This window comes from Streptomyces sp. NPDC058291 (assembly GCF_042880855.1).
Lineage (GTDB): Bacteria > Actinomycetota > Actinomycetes > Streptomycetales > Streptomycetaceae > Streptomyces.
This window is the reverse complement of sequence record NZ_JBHVYK010000001.1, coordinates 74,433-96,667: the sequence shown is the minus strand read 5'-3', so window position 1 is coordinate 96,667 and position 22,235 is coordinate 74,433. Positions and strand designations below refer to the sequence as shown.

Below are 22,235 nucleotides of genomic sequence, written 5' to 3'. Positions count from 1 at the left end.
GGCCGCGTCCTCAAAAGGTTGTGAAGTACTGGCTGCACTCCACCGGGGCACTGCCGAAAAGATCGGCGTGCCCCCTCCGAGTACCCCTGAACGGGGGCGGAAACGACACTTGTGCCGCGGGCGGCCCTCCGGCTCCCGGGGTCACGGCCGTCCGGGCCGTCCCCTGTCCTTCTTCGGTGGGTGGCCGGTCGGCGGGCGAGGGGGGTCAGTCTTCGGAGAGGACGTCCTTGACCGTCTCGTGCAGGGGCAGGACGGAAGTGAGGCGGGTGAGTTCGAGGATCCGTCTGACCTCCGGCTGGACCCCGGTCAACGCGAACCGGCGCCCGGCGCCGGAACGGCGGCGGTGGATGTCGACAAAGGCTCCCAGAGCACTGGAGTCGCAGAAGTCCACACGGGTCAGGTCCAGGATCAGCAGCGGGACGTTCCGCATCTCGGTGGTGGTGAGATGGCCCAACAGCTGGGGCGCGGTGTGGTAGTCGATGGGACCGTCCACGGTGACGACCGCGTGTCGCGGACCGCGGTGCGATGCGAGGGTCAGCGTCGGGCCGGCGGGGAGCAGGCTGTTGGAGTCGACCTGTGGTGCGCTGTCGGTGGGCTTGTGCGCCTCGGGGCCGGGGGAGGGGGTCATCGGGGGTGGCTCTCCTGTGTCCGGGGCGAAGGGGTGGGCTGGTTGTCCTGGTGCCGGTCGAGGAGTCGACCGGGGTACGTGGTCATGAGGTCTTGACCTCCGCCCACACGACTTTCCCTCCGTCGATCAGACGGGTGCCCCATCGTGTCGCGATGGCGTCGATGAGGAAGATGCCCCGGTGTCCGAACTCCCCGGGCTGGGAAACGATGAGACGAGGCTCCTCGCGGCTGCTGTCCGTGACCTCCAGGACGACGCGTTCACCGGCTCTGCGCAGCTCGACGCGCAGCGGTGTCCTGGCGTGGCGGACGGCGTTGGCGACCATCTCGTCCGCGATGAGCATCATGTCGTTCGCCAGGTGCTGCAGGCCCCACTCGCGCATGACCTTGGAGACCAGGTCGCGGGCGTCGGGGACCGCGCTGGAGACCGGCGGGTAGTCACGTGCGACCGCCACCACCTGGTGCGCGGCATCCTCGGGCCGGTGCAGGTACAGCAGGGCGATGTCGTCGTCGTGCTGACCGCCGGCCAGCGCGTCCAGCCAGGAGTCGCAGTCCGCCTCGATCTCGCCCACGGGCCCGCCCAGCAGCTCCCGCAGGTGCCGCAGCCCCTCGTCGATGGGGCGGCCGCGGCGTTCGACCAGGCCGTCGGTGTACAGCAGCAGCCGTGATCCGGGCGGCAGCGAGACCTCCTGCTCCGCATACCGGCGCCTGCCCACTCCCAACGGCGGTCCGACCGTCTCGTCCAGGAACGTCACGCCGCCTGCCGGGTCGCGCCGGGCCGGCGGCAAGTGCCCGGCGACGGCGGCGCGCAACCGGTCCCGGCGCGGGTCGAGCACCGCGTACACGCACGTGGCGATGGAGCCGGGAGCGATGTCGTCCACCAGGACGCTCAGCTGCTCCAACACGTCGGCGGGAGCGAGACCGAGCTGGGCGTAGGCCCGGCAGGCCGTGCGGATCTGACCCATGACCGCCGCGGCCCTGACGCCCTTGCCCATCACGTCGCCGACGGCCAGCGCCACCTCGCCGTCCGGGAGCGGTATGAGGTCCACCCAGTCACCGCCGGCGCCGCGATCCCGTGCGGCGGGCAGGTAGCGTGACGTGCTGGCGATCCCGTCGACGTGTGGCAGAGCCGGCAGAAGGTGGCGTTGCAGCTCTGCGGCCGCCTCCCGCTCCTGGCGGTACGTCTGCGCGTTCTGCAACGCCACGGCGGTCTGCGCGGCGAGGCCGGTGACCAGGCGTTCGTGTCGCTCCGTGAAGACTCCCCGCTCGGGATGGCCGAAGAAGAACCCGCCGAGCACCGTCCCCCGGGACATCACCGGAACGGCCAGATAGCTGCGTACCGGCAGATGGCCTTCCGGCATGCCGTGGTGCGGTGCGTTGTGCCCGTACCGCGGATCCGCGGTGATGTCCTCGGATCGCACCACGCCGAGGCCCCGGAAGGTCTGCTCGAACACCTGGGTGTTGCGCGGCATGGGGAACTTGTCGAAGGCCGACCGGTCGACGCCGGAGATCACGTAGAGCAGATACGACTCCCCGGTCTCGCCCAGGACGTTGTAGAAGAACGCGCCGAACGCCGCTCCGGCCAGGCGGGTGGCGGCGTCGACCGCGCGCTGGACCAGCGCGTCGAGGTCGAGTTCCGCCGCCAGGACACTGCCGACCTCCTGCAGCAGCTCGACGATCACCGCCTCCTCGCGCAGCTCGCGCCCCCGCTGCTCCAGCTCCTGCTGAGAGCGGCGCAGCTCCGTCGTGGCGGAGCTCAACTCGGCCACGACCGTCTGCAGGTGGGCGGCCCGCTGCCCCACCAGGCTCTCCATGCTCTCCAGGAGAAGGCGAGCCGCGTCCGCCTCCTCCGCGGGCGAGGTCCGGCCGGCCGACAGCAGGGCCAGACGCGTTCCGGCGGTCACGGTGCGGAAGAGCGCGGTGACCTCGGCGGGCAGGGGAACGCGGGAGAACAGCACCACCGCGAACCCCTCGCCCGGCGACAGGGCGCCCCCGAAGGCCAGTGCGCACCGGACGCCCTGCCCCGGAAGAAGCTCCTCCAGCCCCTCCACCTGACTGCCGGACAGACGCACGACCTCGACGTCGTCCCCCGGTGGCACCGCGCCGTCCGCCTCCCGGGGTGCGACTCCCAGGCGTTCGAGCAGCCGGTGCACCCACGGTGTCGCGCGGGCGGCGCCGGACGACGGCAGCGGACCGGAGCCCTCCGCGCCGGGCCAGCGGACGTCCGCGCCACCGAATCCGGCCAGGGTCAGACGCCGCGCGTGCTCGGCGGGGGCTCCCGCGGCTGCCGGTGCCCCGGTGACGGCGTTCCATGGCCCCGCGAGAAAGACGCCCACGGCAGGACAGGCCCGTCCGTCATGACCGTCGTCCAGGCTGTCGTAGAAGAAGTCGGCGACGATCTGCGCCGCCGCGTGCGGTGACGGCGCACCACTGACGGCCGCCCGCAGCAGGGCACTGCATCGGGCCGTTTCGCTGAGACCGAAAGCCGACAGGTCGAACCGGACGTCCTGCACGCTGTGTCACACCTCGAATAGCTGAAGAGGGGGTAGGCCATGGATGAGAGCAGGACCATGGGCATCAAAGATTAACCTCGGGCCGATTCTGGTTCGTCCCGGTCCGTGCTTCCCTCGCGTACCCCGGCCGATCCGTGCCGATGCGGTGTGAGTCGAGGTCAGTGGCGTGGTGCCGTGACGGCGTCCTCGACAGTGGGGTGGACGGTGAACACCTGATCGAGGCCCACGGTCTGGAAGAGGCGGGTGAAGTAGAGACTGAGTCCGGTCAGGCTGAGGGAACAGCCGGCGGCCTCAGCGCGATGGTACGCGGTCACGAGGACGGTGATGCCCGTGGAGTCGCAGTAGGAGACACCGCCGAGGTCGATCACCAGGGGCGCGCCCGGAGCGAACGGGACGCCGTCCAGCGCCTGGGTGAGCTGTGGTGCGGTGTGGTGGTCGAGTTCGCCGGTCACCCGCAACACGACGGGGCCGGCCTCGTGGATCTGCTGTACGACGGTCAGAATGGGCTCACTCACCGGTTCTCCTGATGGGGTGATGCGGGCGGTACGGGTTCGGACAGGGCGAGCAGAGCGGTGTCGTCGCCGCGTGCAGACCCGGGACCACGGGCAGAGCCGGGGCAGGAGGGGTGATCCACGGTACGTGGATCGGTGGCGGCATCGGTGATCACGTAGGGGTACGGCTGCGGGACGGCGGAGGCCGGCAGTCCCGGGACGCGGACCGTCTGGGTGGCTCCGACGGGGCCGTGCGACGCGATGAGCCGCACCCGATCGCTGTCCACGATCGCCACACCGGCCATCGGGGCGCCGAAGATCCGGGCCGCGAGGCAGGCGATCTTGTCGAGGGCATGGCCGGACGAGGTGTCGATGGAGTACTTGCGGACGGCGGCTGTGCGTCTGTCCTCGTCGGACATCGGGGCGAGCTGACGCGGCGGCGCACTCGAAGCCACAGCTTGCCTCCCGCGTCAGTGGTTTCCTCGCCATGCCGAGTTCTGGTGCCCCACCTGGTGGGCCTATCCTACGAAGCGATCGTTTTCCGGAGGACAGGACCATCACGCTACCAAGCGGAAGAACGTGCCCGATGGGCGCTGCCCGTGCCGGAGGGCCTGCGGAAGTGCCGCCCCGGTTCGGACGGGGACGAAGTGGGCCTTCGGGGGCGGCGGACGCGGCGGGTGGTCTGGACGGCGTGAAGGAAAGGTGTGGGCTGTGGCGGGTTCCGCGGACGCTGAACACGCGCCGCCGACTGCGGCGGCCGGTGTGTTCGCCGCCGACGCGGAGGTCGGCGAAGATCTCGCCGCGGTGGACTGGACCGCGACCCCGCTCGGGCCTCCGGACGGCTGGCCGCAGAGCTTGCAGACGGCCGTCAGCATCCTGTTGTCGTCCCGGTTTCCCATGTGGATGGCCTGGGGGCCCGAGCTGACGTTCTTCTGCAACGCCGCCTACCGCCGGGACACCCTGGGGCAGAAGTACCCGTGGGCGCTGGGCCGTCCGGCGAGCGAGGTCTGGGCGGAGATCTGGGACGACATCGGCCCGCGTATCGACGCCGTGCTGGCCGCGGGCAAGGCCACGTGGGACGAGGCGCTGCTGCTGTTCCTGGAGCGCTCGGGCTATCCGGAGGAGTCGTACCACACCTTCTCCTACAGCCCGCTGCGGGACGATTCCGGCGCGGTGGTCGGGATGCTGTGCGTGGTGAGCGAGGACACCGAGCGGGTCATCGGTGAACGGCGGATGGCGACGCTGCGGGACCTGGGCTCGGATCCGAGCGTCGTGCGGACCGAGGAGGAGATGTTGGCCTTCGCCGGTCAGCAACTCGGTCGCAACCTGCGGGACCTGCCCTTCACCCTGACGTACCTCTTCCAGTCGGACGGCGCCGCCCGACTGGCGGGATGCACCGGGCTGACGGCGGGGCACGCCGTGGCGCAGGCCACTGTGCCGGCTGACGCGGAGGACGCGCTCTGGCCGACCGCCGCCCTGGCACGAGGGGAGTCGGCGGTGACCGACCTCGACGGAGCCCCGTTCACCACGCTCCCCGTCGGGCCGTGGCCAGAGCCGCCGGCCCGGGCACTGGTCGTTCCCCTGCTGCAACAGGGCAGTGCCCCTTACGGGTTCCTGGTGGCCGGACTCAACCGCTACCGGCCCCTGGACGCGGGCTACCGCGGCTTCGTCGAACTGGTAGCCGGCCACATAGCGGCCGGGATCTCCAGCGCGCGCAGTTACCAGGCCCAGCAGCGCCGGGCGGAGGAACTGGCGGAGCTGGACCGGGCGAAGACCACCTTCTTCTCCAACATCAGCCACGAGTTCCGCACCCCGCTCACACTGATCATGGGGCCGGTGGAAGAGCTCCGCACGCAGTTCGCCGGGGGCGATTCTCGGGTGCGCGACGAACTGGAGGCCATTCATCGCAACGGCCTCCGGCTCGGAAAACTCGTCAACAGTCTGCTGGACTTCTCCCGCATCGAGGCGGGACGGATGCAGGCCAGGTACGAGCCCGTCGACCTGTCGGCGGTCACCGCCGAGCTGGCCAGCGTCTTCCGCTCGGCAGTGGACAAGGCAGGTCTCGCCTTCGAGGTCGACTGCCCCGCGCTGCACGAGCCGGTGCACATCGACCGGGGCATGTGGGAGAAGGTGGTCCTGAACCTCATCAGCAACGCGCTGAAGTTCACCTTCGAGGGGTCCATCCGCGTCTCGGTCCGCGCCGAGGGCGAAAACGCGGTGATCACGGTCGCCGACACCGGCATCGGCGTGCCCAGCGAGGAGATGCCGAGGCTCTTCGAGCGTTTCCACCGCATCGAGAGCGCCCGCTCGCGGTCCAACGAGGGCAGCGGTATCGGTCTCGCGCTGGTCAGGGAGCTCGTCGGCCTCCACGGCGGGACGATCACCGCGGACAGCACGCTGGGTCAGGGCACCCGCTTCACCATCCGTCTGCCCTTCGGCGCGCAGCACCTGGCGGCCGACGCGCTCGCGCCGGCCGCCTCCACCCCCGCCCCCTCGGCCACGGCCGAGCCGTATGTGCTGGAGGCGCTGCGCTGGCTCCCGCCGGACACGTCCGGCGCGGAGACACCGGTGGCGCCGACGCCGAGCGACACCGCCTACACCTCGGGTCCGGCGGTACAGGCGCGGGTGTTGATCGCGGACGACAACGCCGACATGCGTGAGTACCTGACGCGGATCCTGCGCAGCGCCGGATACCACGTACAGGCGGTCCCCGACGGGCAGGAGGCGCTGCGAGCCGTCCGCGCGGACGCTCCCGACCTCGTGGTCAGCGACGTCATGATGCCCCGTCTGGACGGGCTCTCCCTGGTGCGGGAGCTGCGCGCCGACCCGCGCACCGCTGCCGTGCCCGTGCTGCTGCTGTCCGCCCGGGCAGGACAGGAAGCCTCCATCGAGGGCCTCCAGGCCGGTGCGGACGACTACCTCGTCAAGCCGTTCGCGGCGGCTGAACTGCTCGCACGGGTGCGGGCCAACGTGGAACTGGCCCGGCTACGCACGCACCACGTCCGCTGGCGCACCGCGCTGGTCGACTCCCTGCAGGAGGCGTTCTTCGTCTGTGACGAGGAGGGCGCGGTGGTCGAGATCAACGCGGCGTTCACCGACATCCTCGGATACGGTCCCCAAGAGCTGCCCTACCAGCCGATCCATCCCTGGTGGCCGGAGGCCGGCAGTGATCCGGAGGGCCACGCGGAGGTCGCCCGCGCCTTCGCCGGACTGATGGAGGAGGGACACGGCCGCTACACCATCCCCGTCACCCACCGCGACGGGCACCGGCTGTGGATCGACGTCGCCTTCAACCACGCCAAGGACCCCGACACGGGCCGACGTGTGGTCGTCGGCACCTTCCGGGACGTCACCGCCGAGCACTACGCCGTCCAGCGCGATGGCGCCCTGGCGGCGCTGAGTCTGCGCCTGTCCCGGGCCACCAGCCTGTCCGAGGCTTTGAACGGTGCCCTGAGTGAACTCAAGGAGCTCTGGCGAGCACGGCAGGTCCTGGCCGTCGTCTTCGGCCATCACACGGATCCCCTCCTGGCCGCCACCGACCCCGCACCCAACTGGCCGGACCTTCCGGCCGACCGGCGAGAGGCGCTGACCTTGCTGCGCGAGCGGCCTGCGCTCACCCCGGTCACCGATCACACCAGCGCGGGCATCTCCCTGGAGCATCCCGACGGCCCCATGGTGCTGTGGGTGGACCTGGGCGCCGACCGGCCGTTCACCGCCGAGGATCAGTTGTTGCTGTCGCTGCTGGCGGGGCACCTGGCCCAGGGCATGGTCCGCGTCCACCAGATCGATCAGCAGCGCGAGACCGCCATCGCCCTGCAGCGGGCCATCCTCGGCCCCTCCCGCCTGCCCGAAGGCTTCGCCGTCCGCTACGAACCGGCCACCCCACCGCTGGAGGTGGGCGGCGACTGGTACGACACCGTGGCGCTGCCCGACGGACGCATCGGCATCGTCGTCGGGGACTGCGTCGGCCGGGGACTGGAAGCGGCCACCGTCATGGGCCAGCTGCGCAGCGCCTGCCGGGCGCTGCTTTTGCAGGACGCCAACCCGGCCCGGACCCTCATGGCGCTGGACCACTTCGCGGCCGGCATTCCCGGAGCGCTGTGCACCACCGCCTTCTGCGGGGTCCTCGACCCGGAGACCGGTCATCTGGCCTATGCCAGCGCCGGGCACCCGCCGGGCATACTCGCCCACCACGACGGCACGCTCCGCCTGCTGGAGGACGGGCGGTCGCTTCCCCTCGCTGTCCGCCCCGGCCGGCCACGCCCTGAGGGCGAATGCACCATCCCGGCCCGCGCGACCCTGCTGCTGTACACCGACGGTCTCGTCGAGCGCCGCCGACGCCCGCTGAGCGTGGGCATCGATCAGGCGGGCGCAGCCGTTCAGGACGGCAGGGACGCCACCGTCGACGAACTCGCAACCCAGGTGATGACCCGCCTGGCCCCCGAGAACGGCTACGACGACGACGTCGCCCTGCTGCTGTACCGGCACCCCGCCCCGCTGGAGATGACCTTCCCCGCCGAGTCCTCGCAGCTCGCACCGGTCCGCCAGGCCCTGCGAACCTGGCTCGAACGGTGCCAGCTCCCTCCGCAGACCGCGCAGAGCGTTCTGGTCGCCGCCGGCGAGGCCTGCGCCAACGCCATCGAGCACGGCCACCGTCACACCCCGGGCCGGCCCGTCCGGCTGCGCGCCGAGGCGTACGTGGACGACCTGCGCCTGATCATTGCCGACACCGGACAGTGGAAGACCCCGCAACCCGAGTCAAACGGCCACCGCGGTCGCGGCATGACCCTGATGAAGGCCATGATGCAGGATGTCACCGTCAGCTCCGGCGCCGCCGGCACCACCGTCCAGATGCGCACAAGGATCGCCTCATGACCACCCCGCTCGCCCTGACCCCGGGCCGGCGGCCCGACGGCACCCTCCTGCTCACAGCCGTCGGTGAGATCGACATGACCAACACCGGCGCCCTCTGCGAGGCCCTGGACGCCACCCACGGGCCGGTCGTCCTCGACCTCACCGGCGTCGAATACCTGGACAGCGCCGGAATCAACGCGCTGTTCGCCCGCGCCGACCGGATCGAACTCGTGGCGACGCCTCTGCTCGCTCCCGTGCTGACGATCTCGGGACTGGCCGAGCTCACCACCGTCCACGGCCTGTGACGGACGCCGACCCACGGGTTCACGTACCCGTGGGTCGAAGGGGCCTGGTATGTGTGTACGAGGCGGTCTTGGTGTGCTCCGGCTCGCCGTTCTCGACGGCGCGGGGATGTGCCCTGGCCACCGCGAGGTGTATTCCGGACCCGCTGCCTGACCACCAGCGAAAGCAGCGGGTGCGGCGGCGCACGACTTACGGTGAGAGGAGGAGGTCCCGCGTTCGGCGGTGACCCCGAAGCCCGCAGACAGGCGGACACGCCATGAACGAATCCGACACCCCTCGCGCCCCCGGGCTCCTGCCGGACGCGATCCATCGGGCCGCGAAACCCGGGACAGTTCTTGTGCGGCTGGAGACGACACAGTCCCGGGAGGGCAACCTCGACGGCGCGTGGTGGCCGCGTTCCCGCGACATCGGCGCTGAGTTGCCCGACCTCATCCACGTGCTGACCGGGCACCTCGGCCCCATCACGCGCGTCGGCCTGGACGCCACAGCATGGGATGAACTTCCCACGCGCCTGGTCATCGACGACCAGGTCGTCCATATCGACTCCTGCCCGGTCGGTGACGACACCGTCCTGCTCACTCGGGGCGACCAGGACCACTTCTCCCTTCTCGTGGTCCCGCCGCACGCGACACCCGATGCCGCCCGTGTCGCGATGGCCAGGGCCGTCCGAGCCGACAACGTCACCGACGCCGCACAGATCCTCATCGCCACCGGCACCCATCAGACACACCCGATCCCCACGGAGGACCCCCGCACCGGCGAGCAACGTCACGTGCCCGAGGCATGATTTCCGCAGGTCCGGGCGCCCGTGGGGCTGTCTTTGCTGGGCGGCCCCCCGAGTTCAACGCGATCCAGGCGGTGCCGCCCGTCGGAGTGGATGCCCGGCAGCGCCGTCCGCTGATGTTCCGCCAGTGCCGTTAGGGTGCGCGACATGGCCCGTACTCGGCTGTACCGCGACGGTTCCCTGGTCGAGGAGGACTTCCCGGTCCGGGACATCTCCCAGCATCTGGCGGACCGGTCTTCGACCGTGTGGTTGGACCTGTACCGCCCCGACCGCGCCGAGTTCACGGCGGTCGGCGAGGAACTCGGCCTCCACGAGCTGGCTCTCGAGGACGCGCTGCACGAGGGACAACGGGCGAAACTCGACAACTACCGCACCCATCACTTCCTCAGTGTGTACGCGGTCGCCGTCGACCCGGATGGCGCAGGACTGACGATGAGCGAGCTCGCGGTCATCCTCACGCCACAGGCGCTGATCACCGTCCGCAAGGACGCCGCGTTCGCCCTCGACGAGCTGGTCGCCCGCTGGGACCGTACCCCGGCTCTGGCGGCACACGGGGTCGCCTTTCTGCTCCACGGCCTGCTCGACCATGTCGTCGACGGGCACTTCGCCGCGGTACGGCAGCTCGACGAACGCATCGAGGAACTGGACGCTCTTCTCTTCGCCGAAGGCGGTCGGCAGATCCAGACCGTACAGCGCCAGTCCTACGCCCTGCGGAAATCACTGGTCCGGCTCCGTCGCGTGGTCCTGCCCATGCGCGAGGTCGTCAACGCCCTCATGCGCCCCGACCTCGACGTCGTCGACGGTCCCTTGCTGCCTTACTACCGAGATGTGTACGACCACGTGCTGCGGGCCGGCGAGTGGACGGAGTCGCTGCGCGACATGGTGGCCTCGGTGATGGAGACCAACTTGTCGGTGCAGGCGAACCGGATGAATCTGATCATGAAGAAGGTGACGAGCTGGGCCGCGATCATCGCCGTGCCCACGGCGATCACTGGCTTCTACGGACAGAACCTTCCCTACCCCGGCTTGGGACACCAGTCGGGATTCATCGTGTCCAGCGCCGTCATCGTCGTTGCCTCTCTGACGCTGTACCTCGCTTTCAAGCACTGGGACTGGCTCTGACCACACGCTCCCGCGCTCTCGTCGGCGGACGGGGGTGGGAGCCGGTACCAGAAGTCGGCTCCCAAGCGGCTCCCCGAGACCGCGGGCTGTGTGCCCGCGGCGCGGGATCGCCGCGTCGACGTCCTTTACGGCGACGGCGACCCGGAATCGGGGGGACTTCGATAGGTCGACCCTCACCATGTGCCGGGTGATGATGCAGCGATGACGCCCTGGAACTGGGTAGGCATGGTGGCGCCTTGTTCGTCGACAACCGGGGCGGGGTGCCGACGAACGAGAAGTACGAGCCGCACGTTATGACGGCTGCCTCACCTGCCGATGACCAGGCGGCCGGCGTCACCGGCCTTTGCCGGCACCGCTGCGGGCGTCAAGCAGGAACCGCCCTCGTACTCCCAAGCCTCGTCCGGATCGAGTGACCGGTCGGCCGCGGAGACTGCGCGCCCGGCTCGCTCCGCGGCGATGAGTGCGCTCGCGGTCAGCGGCGGGCCGTCGTAGTCGGATGCGGCGGCCATCAGGCGGGCCGCCGACCGCGCCCCGGTCTCGGGTGGGATGACGAGCAGATCCCAGCGTCCGGTGCCGTAGGAGAGCAGCAGCAGCTTGTGCGGGTCGATCTCCCGCGTGAACCAGCCGACCTTCACGACGTGACCGTTGACGGGAACCTTGCGCGGGATGACCGGCCAGTGCTCGGGGTTGACGGCGACACGGGTGATGCGGCCCCAGACGGGGTCCAAAGCGTCGGTCAGTGCGGGCAGTTCGCGCAGCAGGTCGCGCGAGCGCGGCCACCAGGCGCCGTCCAGGAGTCCACGGGAGGGGCCGTCCGTCTTCAGTACGAGGCGGGCGGGAGGGACTGCGACGGGTACGGGCCGCGGCAGGGTCGCTTCGAAGGTCGCGGTCATGATGCGGACCCGTCTCCGGGCCGCCCCTGGGGTTACGGCCCGGGTTTCATCTCTCGCCGAGAACGACCCGGCGTGGAAGCCGGTGTGCGAAATGCCCTCGGTTTCTCCATCCTACTCCTGGCACCGCGCGCCGCGGCGGCCTTCGTACGGGGCGGCTGCCCCGAACGGCAGGAGTAGGCTGGAACCGTCGAGGGCACGTCGTACACCAGGTGTCCGGACCGGTCTCGTCCTCGTCGCACGACAGATATGGGCCGCTCAGGTCCGGGCCAGGTTCCGCCCTATGACATCCGAAGCCCCGCACCGCAACGCCCGTCCCGAGGCCGAGGCCGAGCACGAACCGAGCGGGCAGGTCCTCGTGGAGGTCCGCCTGGTCTCCGCGGACCCCGAAGCGGCCCGACGTGTCGCGGACGCCCTCCGGCTGCTGTTCGCCGCCGATGAACAGCGCAGCTATCCCGACTCCTCGGGAACCGGCACGCGGCTGCACCTCACACTGGACGCCTGTCGCGCCGCCAGTCCGCTCGGCTCCTGGCTCGACTCGAGCAGACCGCGCGCCGATCGCACCCATCAGGGCGAGACCGCCTGACGGCCCCGCCGCCCACTCTCCACGTCCTCACCAGCCCAAGCCCCCGCAGCTCCCGTATCCACCGTCCGTGCGACTCGCATCCGCTCTCAGCGATGCCGTCACGCACCCACGTCGAAGAGGCGCAGCCCAAGACCCCGGCCGCACTGCCGTCACCGAGGTCAAGGACCGCGCATGCACCTCCGTAACCTCCGCTCCCCGTCCGCCGCCGTCCCGCCGGAAGGGCCCCCGCCGTGCCCGGAGTACGACGGGAGAGCAGCCTTCCCGCGCCAGGGAACGGCTGCCGGGCGCACCGGCGGCGAGCGACCGTCCCCTGAGATCACGGGGTTGATCGTCCTTCTCCCGTTCCTGACACTCGGTCCGGCCCTCTGGCTGCTGTGGGGGCGCCTGACCCACCCCGTCGAGGTCCTTCTCGTCCTTCTCGCCGCGGTGCTCTACCCGGTCACGGGCCTCGGCGTCACGGTCGCATTCCACCTGCGCCTGACACAGCGTCGAGCGCGGCCGGCTCGATCCGTCCGCCGCCGGGATCCGCTTCTTCGCGGCCTCGGTCGGGTCAGGGACGTGCGCTGGCCCATCCCGGACCGTATCGCCGCCCGCCGCGTGTGAACCCGCGCGACCGCATCCCCTTCAGGAGTCTCCATGACACTCGCCCCACCGCCCCCGCTCTCCTCGACGTCCGCCGTCCGCCTGCGCCTGGTGTCCCAGCCGGCACAGGGCCACATGCCCCGGCTCATCGACGGCGCCTGGTGGCCACGCTCGCCCGATCTGGCGTCCGAACTGCCCAGGCTGCTGGCCGGACTGCCGCCCGCCTGGGGACAGGTCACCAGCGTCCTCGTGGACGAGGCCGTGTGGTCCCCGTTCCCGGGCCGGCTGCTCGTCGCCGACCAGGTGGTACGCCTGCGCCGGACGACCACCCAGCACTCCCCGTCCACCGTCTGCCTGCTGGCGCCCGGCCGGGGCCGTTGGGACCTGCTGGTGGTGCCGCCCGCCGCCACGGACGCCGAGGCCGGACGGCTCATGGAGCGTGCGGCCACCGCTGTGAAGGACGGCATGGGGCGGGGAGTTGCGGTCCGTTGACGGTGGCAGTCGGACCACTCGCGGGTCCGCCCTCCGGGTGCGGGCCTGGGAGTGTCGCGGCCGGACCCGGCTGGGCAGGCCCACGTGCCCGGTCCCGGCCGGCCGGGCGTCCCGGGCCGGCCGTGCTGCACCGACGGGGAGTCCGCTCGGACCGTCGGCGGAGTAGGCTGGTGTTACCGAGGGTATTTCGTACACCGGCTTCGACGTCGTTGTCGCTTTCGGCGATCTGACAACGCCGGGCCGCCTCCGGTCGGCCCGGAGCAGGGTTCGCGTCATGACTGCGACCGTTCCCCCCACGCCGATCCGCGGAAGCACGCCCTCCACCTCACTCCGGATCTCTTCCGCGCCCCTCGGGCCCTCGCCGACGGCCGTGCTCGATCCGCTGTCGGGGCTGATCACCGGGGGCCTGTCGAACCACGCGTACCGGCCGCCCGCCCCGGGTGCGGGACCCTACTGCGGACAGGCGCAGCCGACCCCGGTCTCGGCCCTCTGGCTGATGGCCGCCGGCCGGGACTGCCTGCGCACCTCGCACGTGCACCGGCTGATGGCGGAGGCGGCGCTCCTGCGCACGATGCCGGAGACCGACTCGCTCGTTCAGGCGGCCTGGGACTCCGAGGAAGACCACGAAGTCCGCGATCCCGCGGCACGCCCGCAGATCCCGGCCGTTTCCGCTCCGCCGACGGCGAGGTGAGGGCCGTGCGCACCCCAGCGGCCACCGGGGCCACGGTCGGCGGAGCCCGGACCGGCCTACCGCGGAGTTCTTCCGGCTGAGCCGGGCCGACACACCACAGCCTCAACAGCAGCCCGAGACCCCGGCCGCACCTCAGACGACAGGCCGGGGTCCTCCCGTGCCGTGCGCTTCCCGGACCGCTCGGGTCCGGGACCGTCATCGACGTAAGGAAAGTGAGAACCATGGGTGTTCTGATCACCGTGCTGGCGGTGTGCGCCGTGGCCGGGCTGGTGCTGCTCGCGCTGAGCGTGCGCAACGTCCAGCAGTACGAGAAGGGCGTGGTGTTCCGCTTCGGGCGGCTGCTGCCGGACATCCGCGGGCCGGGCCTGCGGGTCATCCGGCCGATCGGGGACCGGATGCGGAAGGTGTCCGTACAGACCGAGGTCCTCGGCATCCCGCCACAGGGGTCCATCACCGCCGACAACGTGACGCTCACCGTCGACGCGGTCGTCTACTTCAAGGTCATCGACCCCGTCAAGGCCCTGGTGAACGTGCGCAACTACCCCGCCGCCGTCTCCCAGATCGCCCAGACGTCGCTCCGCTCGGTCATCGGCAGGGCCGACCTGGACACGCTGCTCTCCGACCGCGACCACATCAACGCGGAACTGAAGAAGGTGATGGACGCCCCCACCGAGGAGCCCTGGGGGCTGCGCATCGAGCGCGTCGAGATCAAGGACATCGCTCTCCCGGAGTCGATGATGCGCTCGATGTCCAAGCAGGCCGAGGCCGAGCGGGAACGCCGCGCGCGGGTCATCGCGGCCGACGGAGAGTTCCAGGCGTCCCAGCGGCTGACCGACGCCGCCGCGACCATGGCCGACACTCCCGGAGCACTCCAACTGCGCCTGCTGCAGACCGTGGTGGACGTCTCCGCCGAGAAGAACAGCACCCTCGTGATGCCGTTCCCCGTGGAGATGCTCCGCTTCTTCGAGCACCAGAGCAGGGACAGCGACGGCGAGTCCGACGGGCGGCTCGTGCGCCGGAGCGACCGGCACGCCGCGCTCTCCGCAGGGGCCGTGATCCCCGAGCCCGTGATCCCCGAGCCCGCCATCCCCGCGCCGGCCCTCGCTCCGTCGGTCTCCGTGTCCGGAGAGCGGGTCGGCGGTCGTGCGGAGGTGGCCCGGGAGCGCCGGGACAACTGGCCGACCCGGCGGGACGCCGAGGAGGCACTGAGCGGCTGATGGTCCCGGCTGCCCGGGGCGACAGGATCGTCCCGGTGCGGCGCGGTGCCGCTGATGGCCCCGGTGACGTCCTGTCACCGGGGTCGCAGCGGTCCGGGGTGGCTGAAGCGGCCGGCCCGGCGCTGGATGCGGTGACGGCGGGTGCGGCGGCGTACCGGCGGCTGTGCGGCCCGCGCGTCGAGGCGGGCGTAGAAGACGTGCTTGGCGCCCTCGATCAGCACCAGGTAGCTCACGACCATCAGGGCCAGGGCGAGGAGGAGCCCGAGAGGCAGGGTCTGGAAACCGAGCGGCCCCGCGAGCGGGGACATCGGCAGCGCGACACCGACGGCGACGACGCCGATGGCGCTGACCAGCAGGGGGCGGCTGGGCCGGCTGCGGTAGAACGGCACCCGTCGGGTACGGATCGCGAAGACGACCAGCGCCTGCGTGGCGAGGGACTCCACGAACCAGCCGGAGCGGAACAGCGAGGCGCCGGTGTGGAAGATCTCGATCATGACCGCGAAGGTGAGGAAGTCGAAGGCGGAGCTGACAGGCCCGAAGAAGAACATGAAGCGACGGATGAAGGCGATGTCCCAGTGTGAGGGCGCGCGCAGCTGCTCCGCGTCGACGTGGTCGGTGGGGATGGTCAACTGCCCTGCGTCGTAGAGGAGGTTGTTGAGCAGGATCTGCGAGGGCAGCATCGGCAGGAAGGGCAGTACCAGGGAGGCTCCGGCCGCGCTGAACATGTTGCCGAAGTTGCTGGAGGTGCCCATCAGGACGTACTTGATGGTGTTGGCGAAGATCCGGCGGCCCTCGGCGACGCCGTCGGCGAGGACGCCGAGGTCCTTCTCCAGGAGCAGCACGTCGGCCGCGTCCTTGGCCACGTCGGTCGCGGTGTCCACGGACAGCCCCACGTCGGCGGCGTGCAGGGCCAGCGCGTCGTTCACGCCGTCGCCCAGGAAGCCGATGTCCCGGCCCCGACGGCGCAGGGCCCGTACGACTCGGGCCTTGTCCTGGGGCGAGACGCGGGCGAAGACGGTGGTGGTCTCGGCCGCCCTGGTCAGCTGGTCGTCGTCCAGCTCCCCGATGTCCCGGCCGGTCAGGGCGCGGCCTGGCGGCAGGCCGAGGTCGGCGCAGACCTTCTGGGCGACGAGCGCGTTGTCGCCCGTGCAGATCTTGACGGTGATGCCGAGGTCGGCCAGGCGGCGCAGTGAGGCGGCGGCACCGGCCTTGGGCGGGTCGAGGAAGACCAGGAAGCCGGCCAGGTGCAGCCGGTACTCGTCGGCGGGGGTGAGGGACGTCTGCCCGTCCGCGTCCCGGGTGGCCACGGCGACCACCCGGCTGCCCGCCGCGAAGTGCTCCTGGAGCACCGCCGCGGCCGCTCCCGGTACGTGACCGCAGCGGGCCAGGACGGCCTCCGGCGCGCCCTTGGCGACGAGCAGGCGGCTGCCGTCCGGACGCTCGACGAGCGCGGAGCCCAGCTGCCGGTCGTGGTCGAAGGGCAGCAGCGCGAGCCGGTGGTGTCTGGCCGGGGGTGTGCCCGTGGCCTGCCACAGCGCGCTGTCCAGCGCGTTGCCGCCGACGTGGTCGAGGTCGCCCTCGGTGGCCAGCAGGCCGAGCTTCAGCACCGTGTCGGAGAGTGCGCCGGCCGGGTCGAGGGCCGCCTCGAAACGGATGCGGCCCTCGGTGAGCGTGCCGGTCTTGTCGGTGATCAGGACGTCCATGTCACCGAGGTCCTCGATGCACACCAGCCGTTTGACGAGGACCTTGCGCCGCGCCAGCCGGCGTGAGCCGGTGGCCAGGCTCGTGCTCACCACGGCGGGCAGCAGCTGTGGGGTGATGCCCACCGCGATGGCCAGCGAGAACAGCAGGGCGTCGAGCAGCGGCCGGTGGAGCAGGAGGTTGATGACGAAGATCCCGGTGGTGAGGGCGGCGGCGACTTTGAGGAGCAGCATGGAGAAGCGGCGCAACCCCGCCTGGAAGTCGGTCTCCGGCTGCCGTTCTCCCAGACCCAGCGCGATCCGCCCGAACTCGGCACGGCCCCCGGTGGCGACGACCACTCCGGTCGCGCTGCCCCCGTGCACCACCGTCCCCATCAGCGCACAGGAGGTCAGCTCGGCCAGGGCCGCCCCCGCGGCGACCGGCTCCGGTTTCTTGTCGGCGGGGGCGGACTCCCCGGTGAGGACGCTCTCGTCGCAGGTGAACGCGGTGCATTCCAGCAGGCGCAGGTCCGCCGGGACCACCTGTCCCAGCGCCAGGCGTACGACGTCTCCCGGTACCAGCTCGGTCACGTCGACCTCGGTGGCCGCGCCGTCCCTGACCACGACGGCCGTGTGCCGCACCCGCGAGTGCAGGGCCTGCGCCGCCCTCTCCGCCCGGTACTCGTTGACGAATCCCAGCGCCACGCTCAGCACCAGAATCCCCGCGATGATGAGCGCGCCGGTCCGCTCGCCGAAGAAGTACGAGACCCCGGCCGTCACCGCGAGCAGGATCAGCAGGGCGCTGCGCAGCTGCCGCCCCAGAACCGCCAGGACGCGGACGTGGTGCGTGCGCACGGCGTTGGGCCCGACGGCTGCGAGCCGTTCGGCGGCCTCACCCGTCTCGCCCCCCGACAGGCCGTCGGGGCTGCTCGCGAGCGCGGCCAGCACAGCCTCCGCGTCCTCTGCGGCGGCGTCCCCCACCCGCAGCTCAGCCGCACGGGTGGTCACCGACTCCGTGGTCACTGACTCCAGGTCCATTCGGCGACCTCGGGCAGGTCCGCCCCATGGGCGCGGATCCAGTCGTGATGGCGGTAGCGGACGTCGACCATCCGCTGCCGTAGCGCCGCCGCGCGGACCGCGAGGCCCGGCACCCGGTCGATGACGTCCATGACCAGCCGGTAGCGGTCGAGGTCGTTGCGTACGACCATGTCGAACGGGGTCGTGGTGGTGCCCTCTTCCTTGTAACCGCGCACGTGCAGGTGCGGGTGGTTGGCGCGGCGGTAGGCGAGCCGGTGGATCAGCCACGGATAGCCGTGGTAGGCGAAGACGACGGGTTTGTCGGGGGTGAACAGGGCGTCGTACTCACTGTCGGGCATGCCGTGCGGGTGTTCCTCCGCGGGCAGCAGCCGGGCGATGTCCACGACGTTGACCACCCGCACCGCGAGTTCGGGCAGGTGGCGCCGGAGCAGCGAGGCCGCGGCCAGCACTTCGAGGGTGGGTACGTCGCCCGCGCAGGCGAGCACCACGTCGGGCTCGCCGGGCTCGGACTCGGTGCCGGCCCAGTCCCAGATGCCGGCGCCGCGGGCGCAGTGCGCGCGGGCGGCGTCGAGGTCGAGCCAGTCGAAGCAGGGCTGCTTGCCCGCGACGACGACGTTGACGTAGTCGCGGCTGCGCAGCACATGATCCGCGACGCACAGCAGGGTGTTGGCGTCCGGCGGATAGTAGACCCGCACTACCTCCGGCGACTTGTTGAGCACGTGATCGACGAAACCGGGGTCCTGATGCGAGAAACCGTTGTTGTCCTGGCGCCACACGTGCGAGGTGAGCAGGTAGTTGAGGGAGGCGATCGGGCGCCGCCAGGGCAGCCGACGGGCGACGCGAAGCCACTTGATGTGCTGGTTCGCCATGGAGTCGACGATGTGGACGAATGCCTCGTAGCAGGAGAACAGGCCATGCCGGCCGGTGAGGAGATAGCCCTCCAGCCAGCCCTGACAGGTGTGTTCGGACAGGATCTCCATCACCCGGCCGCCGCGCTCCAGGTGCTCGTCCGTGGCCAGGACCTGGGCCTCCCACGCCTTGCCGCTCGCCTCGTACACGGCCTGGAGCCGGTTGGAGGCCGTCTCGTCCGGGCCGACCAGCCGGAAGTCGCGCCGCTCGCCGGTGTCGGCCATCACCTGAGCCAGCAGGTCGCCGAGGACGCGGGTCGGTTCGTGCGCCGTCGCGCCGGGCTTGTCGACCGGGACGGCGAACCGCTCCAGGGGCGGCACGGGCAGGTCGCGCAGCAGCAGGCCGCCGTTGGCGTGCGGGTTGGCGCCCAGGCGGTGTGCACCGCCTGGGACACAGGCGAGGACCTGTTCCCGGGGACGGCCGTGGTCGTCGAAGAGTTCCTCAGGACGGTACGAGCGCAGCCATCGCTCCAACTGCCGCAAATGGTCCGGGTTCTCGCGCACGGCCGGCAGCGGCACCTGGTGCGCTCGCCAGGTGCCCTCCACCGGGAGGCCGTCCACCTCGGCGGGCCCGGTCCAGCCCTTCGGCGTACGCAGGACGATCACCGGCCACCGTGGGCGTTCGGCAGCGCCCTGCGTGCGGGCGGCGTGCTGGAAGGCGGCGATACGGTCCAGGGCCTCGTCCATGGCACGAGCCATCGTCTGGTGGACGGTGTGAGGGTCGTCCCCGGTGACGTGGAGGGGCTCGTGGCCGTATCCCCTGAGCAGGGAGTCGAGTTCGGGCTCCGGTATCCGGGCCAGGACCGTCGGGTTGGCGATCTTGTAGCCGTTCAGGTGCAGGATCGGCAGGACGGCACCGTCCCGTACCGGGTCGAGGAACTTGTTCGAGTGCCAGGACGCGGCCAGCGGGCCCGTCTCGGCCTCACCGTCGCCGATCACGCAGGCCACCAGGAGCCCCGGGTTGTCGAACGCGGCCCCATAGGCGTGCGAGAGGGAGTACCCCAGCTCGCCGCCCTCGTGGATCGATCCGGGGGTCTCGGGCGCGACATGGCTGGGGATGCCGCCCGGGAAGGAGAACTGCCGGAAGAGGCGGGTCATGCCGGCCGCGTCCCGCGTGATGTCCGGGTAGGTCTCGGTGTAGCTGCCCTCCAGCCAGGAGTTCGCCACCACGGCCGGCCCGCCGTGACCGGGCCCCCAGACACAGATCGCGTCCAAGTCTCTTGCCTTGACGACCCTGTTGAGGTGGGTGTGCACCAGGTTCAGCCCCGGTGAGGTGCCCCAGTGCCCGAGCAGCCGCGGCTTGACGTGCTCGGGCGTCAGCGGCTCGGTCAGCAGTGGGTTGGACATGAGGTAGATCTGCCCGACGGCCAGGTAGTTCGCCGCCCGCCAGTGGGCGTCCAGCGCGCTCAGTTCCTCCTCGTCGAGGGGGCCGGGGGTGTCCGGAGTGTCGAGGGAGGTCTCGGTAGTGGGGCCGAGCGGCATGACGAACCCTTCTCGCAGGAGGCTGATCAGGAACTTCTGGAACTGAGGCCGGGGAGGTGCTCGGTTTCGTCGACGAAGGCGCGGGCGACGTCCGCCAGACGGCGGTTGTGGGCGCGGGCGTAGGCACGCAGCGTCGTGAAAGCCCGCTCCATGTCCGTGTTGCGGCGTTCGGCGAGCTTTCCCTTCGCCTGTTCGATCAGGACCCGGCTGTTGAGGGCGGTCTGCAGCTGCTCGTTGAGGAGGGTGCTGCGCTCGGTGGTGCGTTGTTGCAGCAGGCTGATGGTGGCGACGTCGGCGAGGGCCTGGGCGAAAGGGGTGGCGGCGGGGCTGATGGGCGCGGGGGTGGTGTGGAAGAGGTTGAGGGCGCCGACGACCTCGTCACGCAGGCGCATGGGCAGCGCCTGGACGGCGGTGAAGCCGGTGCGCTGGGCCTGGGCGGTGAACTGGGGCCAGCGGGCCGCCTCGTCGCGCAGGTCGGGAACGGAGACGGCGATCCCGCTGTGGAAGCAGTCCAGGCAGGGGCCTTCGTGGTTCTGGAGCTGGAAGAGTTCGAGGAGGCGCACCCGTTCGTCGGAGGCGGCCATGACGCGCAGCACTCCGTCACGGTCGGCGAGCAGGACGCCCGCCGCACTGGCGTCCAGCAGATCGACGCAGCGGTCGGTGAGCAGCCGCAGGAAGTCCATGAGGTCGAAGTCGGCGACGAGACTGTCCGCCAACTCGACGAACGTCCGGGCCATCAGCTGTTCCTTCATCGTGCACACCTCTGTTTGTGGGGCGTGAGCATCAGGGCTCCTCGTCGGGCGGGCGCGGATCCGCCGGTCTCGAGTCGTACGGTGCGGTCTCCAGGGGGAAGCGGAGCCGGTGGGCGACCACGTCGGCGGCGACCACCGAGATCCGTGTCCCCCGGGCGAACGCGTAGGCACGCAGCCGGAGGAACGCCTCCTCGACGCCGACGCCGAGCTGGACCACGAGGATGCCGGTGGCCTGGTCGATCTCGGCCCGGTAACCGCCCAGGTCATCGAAGGGCACGGCGTCCGGCCGGCCCGTGCCGGCCATGTCGGCGCCGGCCGCGCCGGTGCCGGCCGCGCCGGTGCCGGCCGCGCCGGTGCCGGCCGCGCCGGTGTCGGACGGGACACCCGCCTCGCTGATCCGGGCATCGAGCAGAAGCAACGTGGCAGTGTCGGCGAAGGCCATCGCGTCGGCCACCTCGTCCGCGTCCAGCTCGACCGAGCTGCTGGAGTACAGGTCGAGTACGCCGGGGCTGATGGCCCCGATCTGCAGGGGGAAGGCGAAGACCGCCCTGGCTCCGGCTTCGAGGGCCGCGTCGGCGAACACCATCCAACGCCGCTGGAGTTCCCCGGCCAACAAGTCGGTGCAGAGGACCGAGGAGCCGAGGACAAAGGCATCCACGCACGGCCCCTCGCCCAGTGTCAGCTGGAGTTCTTCCAGCTGCTGACTGACGGAGTCGGTGCTGCACAGCGGATGACTCGCCCGGCCGCGGAACATCGCGGACACCCCGGCCCCACCGACCGGCAGCGCCGCCACCGCCGCCGTACACACATCCAGCAGGCCGACCCGGGCATCGCGCAGGGCCGCCTGCTCGGCCACGAGAGCCTGGATCCGCGCCGACCGGCTGCCGGGCGTCACGGAGACCACCCGGTCCAGTCGTGGCGATCAAGCCCGCCCGCCCTCCGCGCCGTATGCATTCTCGAGGGACGAATCGGCGCCAGGAACACGGTGTCGCCGGCGGCCGGCCAACACACGTTTCCGACACCCTTGCGGGACCGGGACCGGGACCGGGACCGGGACCGGAACCGGAAGCGGAGGGAGGCCAGGATCGGCTTTTCGGCCCGATCCGCCAAGGTGACACCGGGTGGTGCGGGTGGTGCCTGGCGATCGGAGAGGAGCGGTTCCCGCAACCGGGCCGCATCCCGGTGCCGTACGCGGCTGAGCCGTGGCAGGCGCGTCATCTCCACGGC

General features: G+C 71.1%; 17 protein-coding genes. 8 read left to right on the top strand and 9 right to left on the bottom strand.

Translation table 11 applies throughout. The annotated features are described in order from the left end of the window. Positions 1-205: 205 nt before the first annotated feature. From ACFVYK_RS00490 to ACFVYK_RS00475, 4 genes are all read right to left on the bottom strand, one after another. Complete coding sequence (locus tag ACFVYK_RS00490) at positions 206-628, bottom strand: STAS domain-containing protein (protein WP_389766930.1); 423 nt, start codon at positions 626-628, stop codon at positions 206-208. Between the two features lie 82 nt (positions 629-710). Then, on the bottom strand, positions 711-3,137 hold the full coding sequence (locus ACFVYK_RS00485) for a SpoIIE family protein phosphatase (RefSeq protein ID WP_389766928.1): 2,427 nt from the start codon (positions 3,135-3,137) through the stop codon (positions 711-713). A gap of 158 nt (positions 3,138-3,295) precedes the next feature. Next, entirely contained in the window at positions 3,296-3,652 is a 357-nt protein-coding gene (locus ACFVYK_RS00480) for an STAS domain-containing protein (protein WP_389766926.1), read from the bottom strand. Further along, positions 3,649-4,047 carry a hypothetical protein gene (locus ACFVYK_RS00475; RefSeq protein WP_389766924.1) on the bottom strand — a complete coding sequence of 133 codons (399 nt, stop codon included), beginning with the start codon at positions 4,045-4,047 and terminating at the stop codon, positions 3,649-3,651. The genes ACFVYK_RS00480 and ACFVYK_RS00475 overlap by 4 nt, the downstream gene beginning before the upstream one ends. A gap of 292 nt (positions 4,048-4,339) precedes the next feature. On the opposite strand from ACFVYK_RS00475, the gene ACFVYK_RS00470 reads away from it, so the two are divergent. The 4 genes from ACFVYK_RS00470 to ACFVYK_RS00455 all read left to right on the top strand — a co-directional run bounded on the left by ACFVYK_RS00470 (position 4,340) and on the right by ACFVYK_RS00455 (position 10,691). Beyond that, positions 4,340-8,503 (top strand): SpoIIE family protein phosphatase, encoded by a 4,164-nt coding sequence (locus tag ACFVYK_RS00470; protein ID WP_389766922.1) that lies wholly within the window; start codon positions 4,340-4,342, stop codon positions 8,501-8,503. Then, a complete protein-coding gene (locus ACFVYK_RS00465) occupies positions 8,500-8,787 on the top strand; it encodes an STAS domain-containing protein (RefSeq protein WP_389766920.1) in 288 nt (95 codons plus the stop codon). Before ACFVYK_RS00470 ends, ACFVYK_RS00465 begins: the two co-directional genes overlap by 4 nt. A 254-nt stretch (positions 8,788-9,041) precedes the next feature. Beyond that, the gene (locus tag ACFVYK_RS00460; protein WP_389766918.1) at positions 9,042-9,572 is read left to right on the top strand and encodes a DUF5994 family protein; all 531 of its coding nucleotides are present in this window, start codon (positions 9,042-9,044) and stop codon (positions 9,570-9,572) included. A gap of 144 nt (positions 9,573-9,716) precedes the next feature. Continuing rightward, complete coding sequence (locus ACFVYK_RS00455; protein WP_389766916.1) at positions 9,717-10,691, top strand: magnesium transporter CorA family protein; 975 nt, start codon at positions 9,717-9,719, stop codon at positions 10,689-10,691. Positions 10,692-10,996: 305 nt separating this feature from the next. Here ACFVYK_RS00455 and ACFVYK_RS00450 read toward each other — a convergent pair whose 3' ends face one another. Beyond that, positions 10,997-11,584, bottom strand: coding sequence for a DUF5994 family protein (locus tag ACFVYK_RS00450; RefSeq protein ID WP_389766914.1), 588 nt, complete (start codon positions 11,582-11,584; stop codon positions 10,997-10,999). A 280-nt stretch (positions 11,585-11,864) separates the two neighbouring features. On the opposite strand from ACFVYK_RS00450, the gene ACFVYK_RS00445 reads away from it, so the two are divergent. From ACFVYK_RS00445 to ACFVYK_RS00430, 4 genes are all read left to right on the top strand, one after another. Then, on the top strand, positions 11,865-12,167 hold the full coding sequence (locus tag ACFVYK_RS00445; protein WP_389766912.1) for a hypothetical protein: 303 nt from the start codon (positions 11,865-11,867) through the stop codon (positions 12,165-12,167). Between the two features lie 636 nt (positions 12,168-12,803). Further along, the gene (locus tag ACFVYK_RS00440) at positions 12,804-13,241 is read left to right on the top strand and encodes a DUF5994 family protein (protein ID WP_389766910.1); all 438 of its coding nucleotides are present in this window, start codon (positions 12,804-12,806) and stop codon (positions 13,239-13,241) included. A gap of 274 nt (positions 13,242-13,515) precedes the next feature. Next, positions 13,516-13,932, top strand: coding sequence for a hypothetical protein (locus tag ACFVYK_RS00435; protein ID WP_389766908.1), 417 nt, complete (start codon positions 13,516-13,518; stop codon positions 13,930-13,932). Between the two features lie 221 nt (positions 13,933-14,153). Beyond that, complete coding sequence (locus ACFVYK_RS00430; protein WP_389766907.1) at positions 14,154-15,149, top strand: slipin family protein; 996 nt, start codon at positions 14,154-14,156, stop codon at positions 15,147-15,149. Positions 15,150-15,223: 74 nt separating this feature from the next. Here ACFVYK_RS00430 and mgtA read toward each other — a convergent pair whose 3' ends face one another. From mgtA to ACFVYK_RS00410, 4 genes are read right to left on the bottom strand one after another with little or no spacing between them, the layout of a single operon-like run. Further along, a complete protein-coding gene (mgtA, locus tag ACFVYK_RS00425) occupies positions 15,224-17,866 on the bottom strand; it encodes a magnesium-translocating P-type ATPase (RefSeq protein WP_389766905.1) in 2,643 nt (880 codons plus the stop codon). Continuing rightward, positions 17,848-20,256, bottom strand: a complete 2,409-nt coding sequence (locus ACFVYK_RS00420; protein WP_389766903.1) for a phosphoketolase — start codon at positions 20,254-20,256, stop codon at positions 17,848-17,850. The genes mgtA and ACFVYK_RS00420 overlap by 19 nt, the downstream gene beginning before the upstream one ends. A 26-nt stretch (positions 20,257-20,282) precedes the next feature. Then, positions 20,283-21,008 (bottom strand): GAF and ANTAR domain-containing protein, encoded by a 726-nt coding sequence (locus ACFVYK_RS00415; protein WP_389766901.1) that lies wholly within the window; start codon positions 21,006-21,008, stop codon positions 20,283-20,285. 31 nt (positions 21,009-21,039) lie between these two features. After that, on the bottom strand, positions 21,040-21,903 hold the full coding sequence (locus ACFVYK_RS00410; protein ID WP_389766899.1) for a GAF and ANTAR domain-containing protein: 864 nt from the start codon (positions 21,901-21,903) through the stop codon (positions 21,040-21,042). Between the last annotated feature and the right edge of the window lie 332 nt (positions 21,904-22,235).

What these genes read in the sequence shown, in the direction of transcription:
- mgtA (WP_389766905.1), bottom strand. Translation starts at nt 17,866, where the DNA reads ATGGACCTGGAGTCAGTGACCACGGAGTCGGTGACCACCCGTGCGGCT.
- ACFVYK_RS00415 (WP_389766901.1), bottom strand. Translation starts at nt 21,008, where the DNA reads ATGAAGGAACAGCTGATGGCCCGGACGTTCGTCGAGTTGGCGGACAGT.
- ACFVYK_RS00435 (WP_389766908.1), top strand. Translation starts at nt 13,516, where the DNA reads ATGACTGCGACCGTTCCCCCCACGCCGATCCGCGGAAGCACGCCCTCC.
- ACFVYK_RS00420 (WP_389766903.1), bottom strand. Translation starts at nt 20,256, where the DNA reads ATGCCGCTCGGCCCCACTACCGAGACCTCCCTCGACACTCCGGACACC.
- ACFVYK_RS00465 (WP_389766920.1), top strand. Translation starts at nt 8,500, where the DNA reads ATGACCACCCCGCTCGCCCTGACCCCGGGCCGGCGGCCCGACGGCACC.
- ACFVYK_RS00475 (WP_389766924.1), bottom strand. Translation starts at nt 4,047, where the DNA reads ATGTCCGACGAGGACAGACGCACAGCCGCCGTCCGCAAGTACTCCATC.
- ACFVYK_RS00450 (WP_389766914.1), bottom strand. Translation starts at nt 11,584, where the DNA reads ATGACCGCGACCTTCGAAGCGACCCTGCCGCGGCCCGTACCCGTCGCA.
- ACFVYK_RS00445 (WP_389766912.1), top strand. Translation starts at nt 11,865, where the DNA reads ATGACATCCGAAGCCCCGCACCGCAACGCCCGTCCCGAGGCCGAGGCC.
- ACFVYK_RS00455 (WP_389766916.1), top strand. Translation starts at nt 9,717, where the DNA reads ATGGCCCGTACTCGGCTGTACCGCGACGGTTCCCTGGTCGAGGAGGAC.
- ACFVYK_RS00490 (WP_389766930.1), bottom strand. Translation starts at nt 628, where the DNA reads ATGACCCCCTCCCCCGGCCCCGAGGCGCACAAGCCCACCGACAGCGCA.
- ACFVYK_RS00440 (WP_389766910.1), top strand. Translation starts at nt 12,804, where the DNA reads ATGACACTCGCCCCACCGCCCCCGCTCTCCTCGACGTCCGCCGTCCGC.
- ACFVYK_RS00430 (WP_389766907.1), top strand. Translation starts at nt 14,154, where the DNA reads ATGGGTGTTCTGATCACCGTGCTGGCGGTGTGCGCCGTGGCCGGGCTG.
- ACFVYK_RS00460 (WP_389766918.1), top strand. Translation starts at nt 9,042, where the DNA reads ATGAACGAATCCGACACCCCTCGCGCCCCCGGGCTCCTGCCGGACGCG.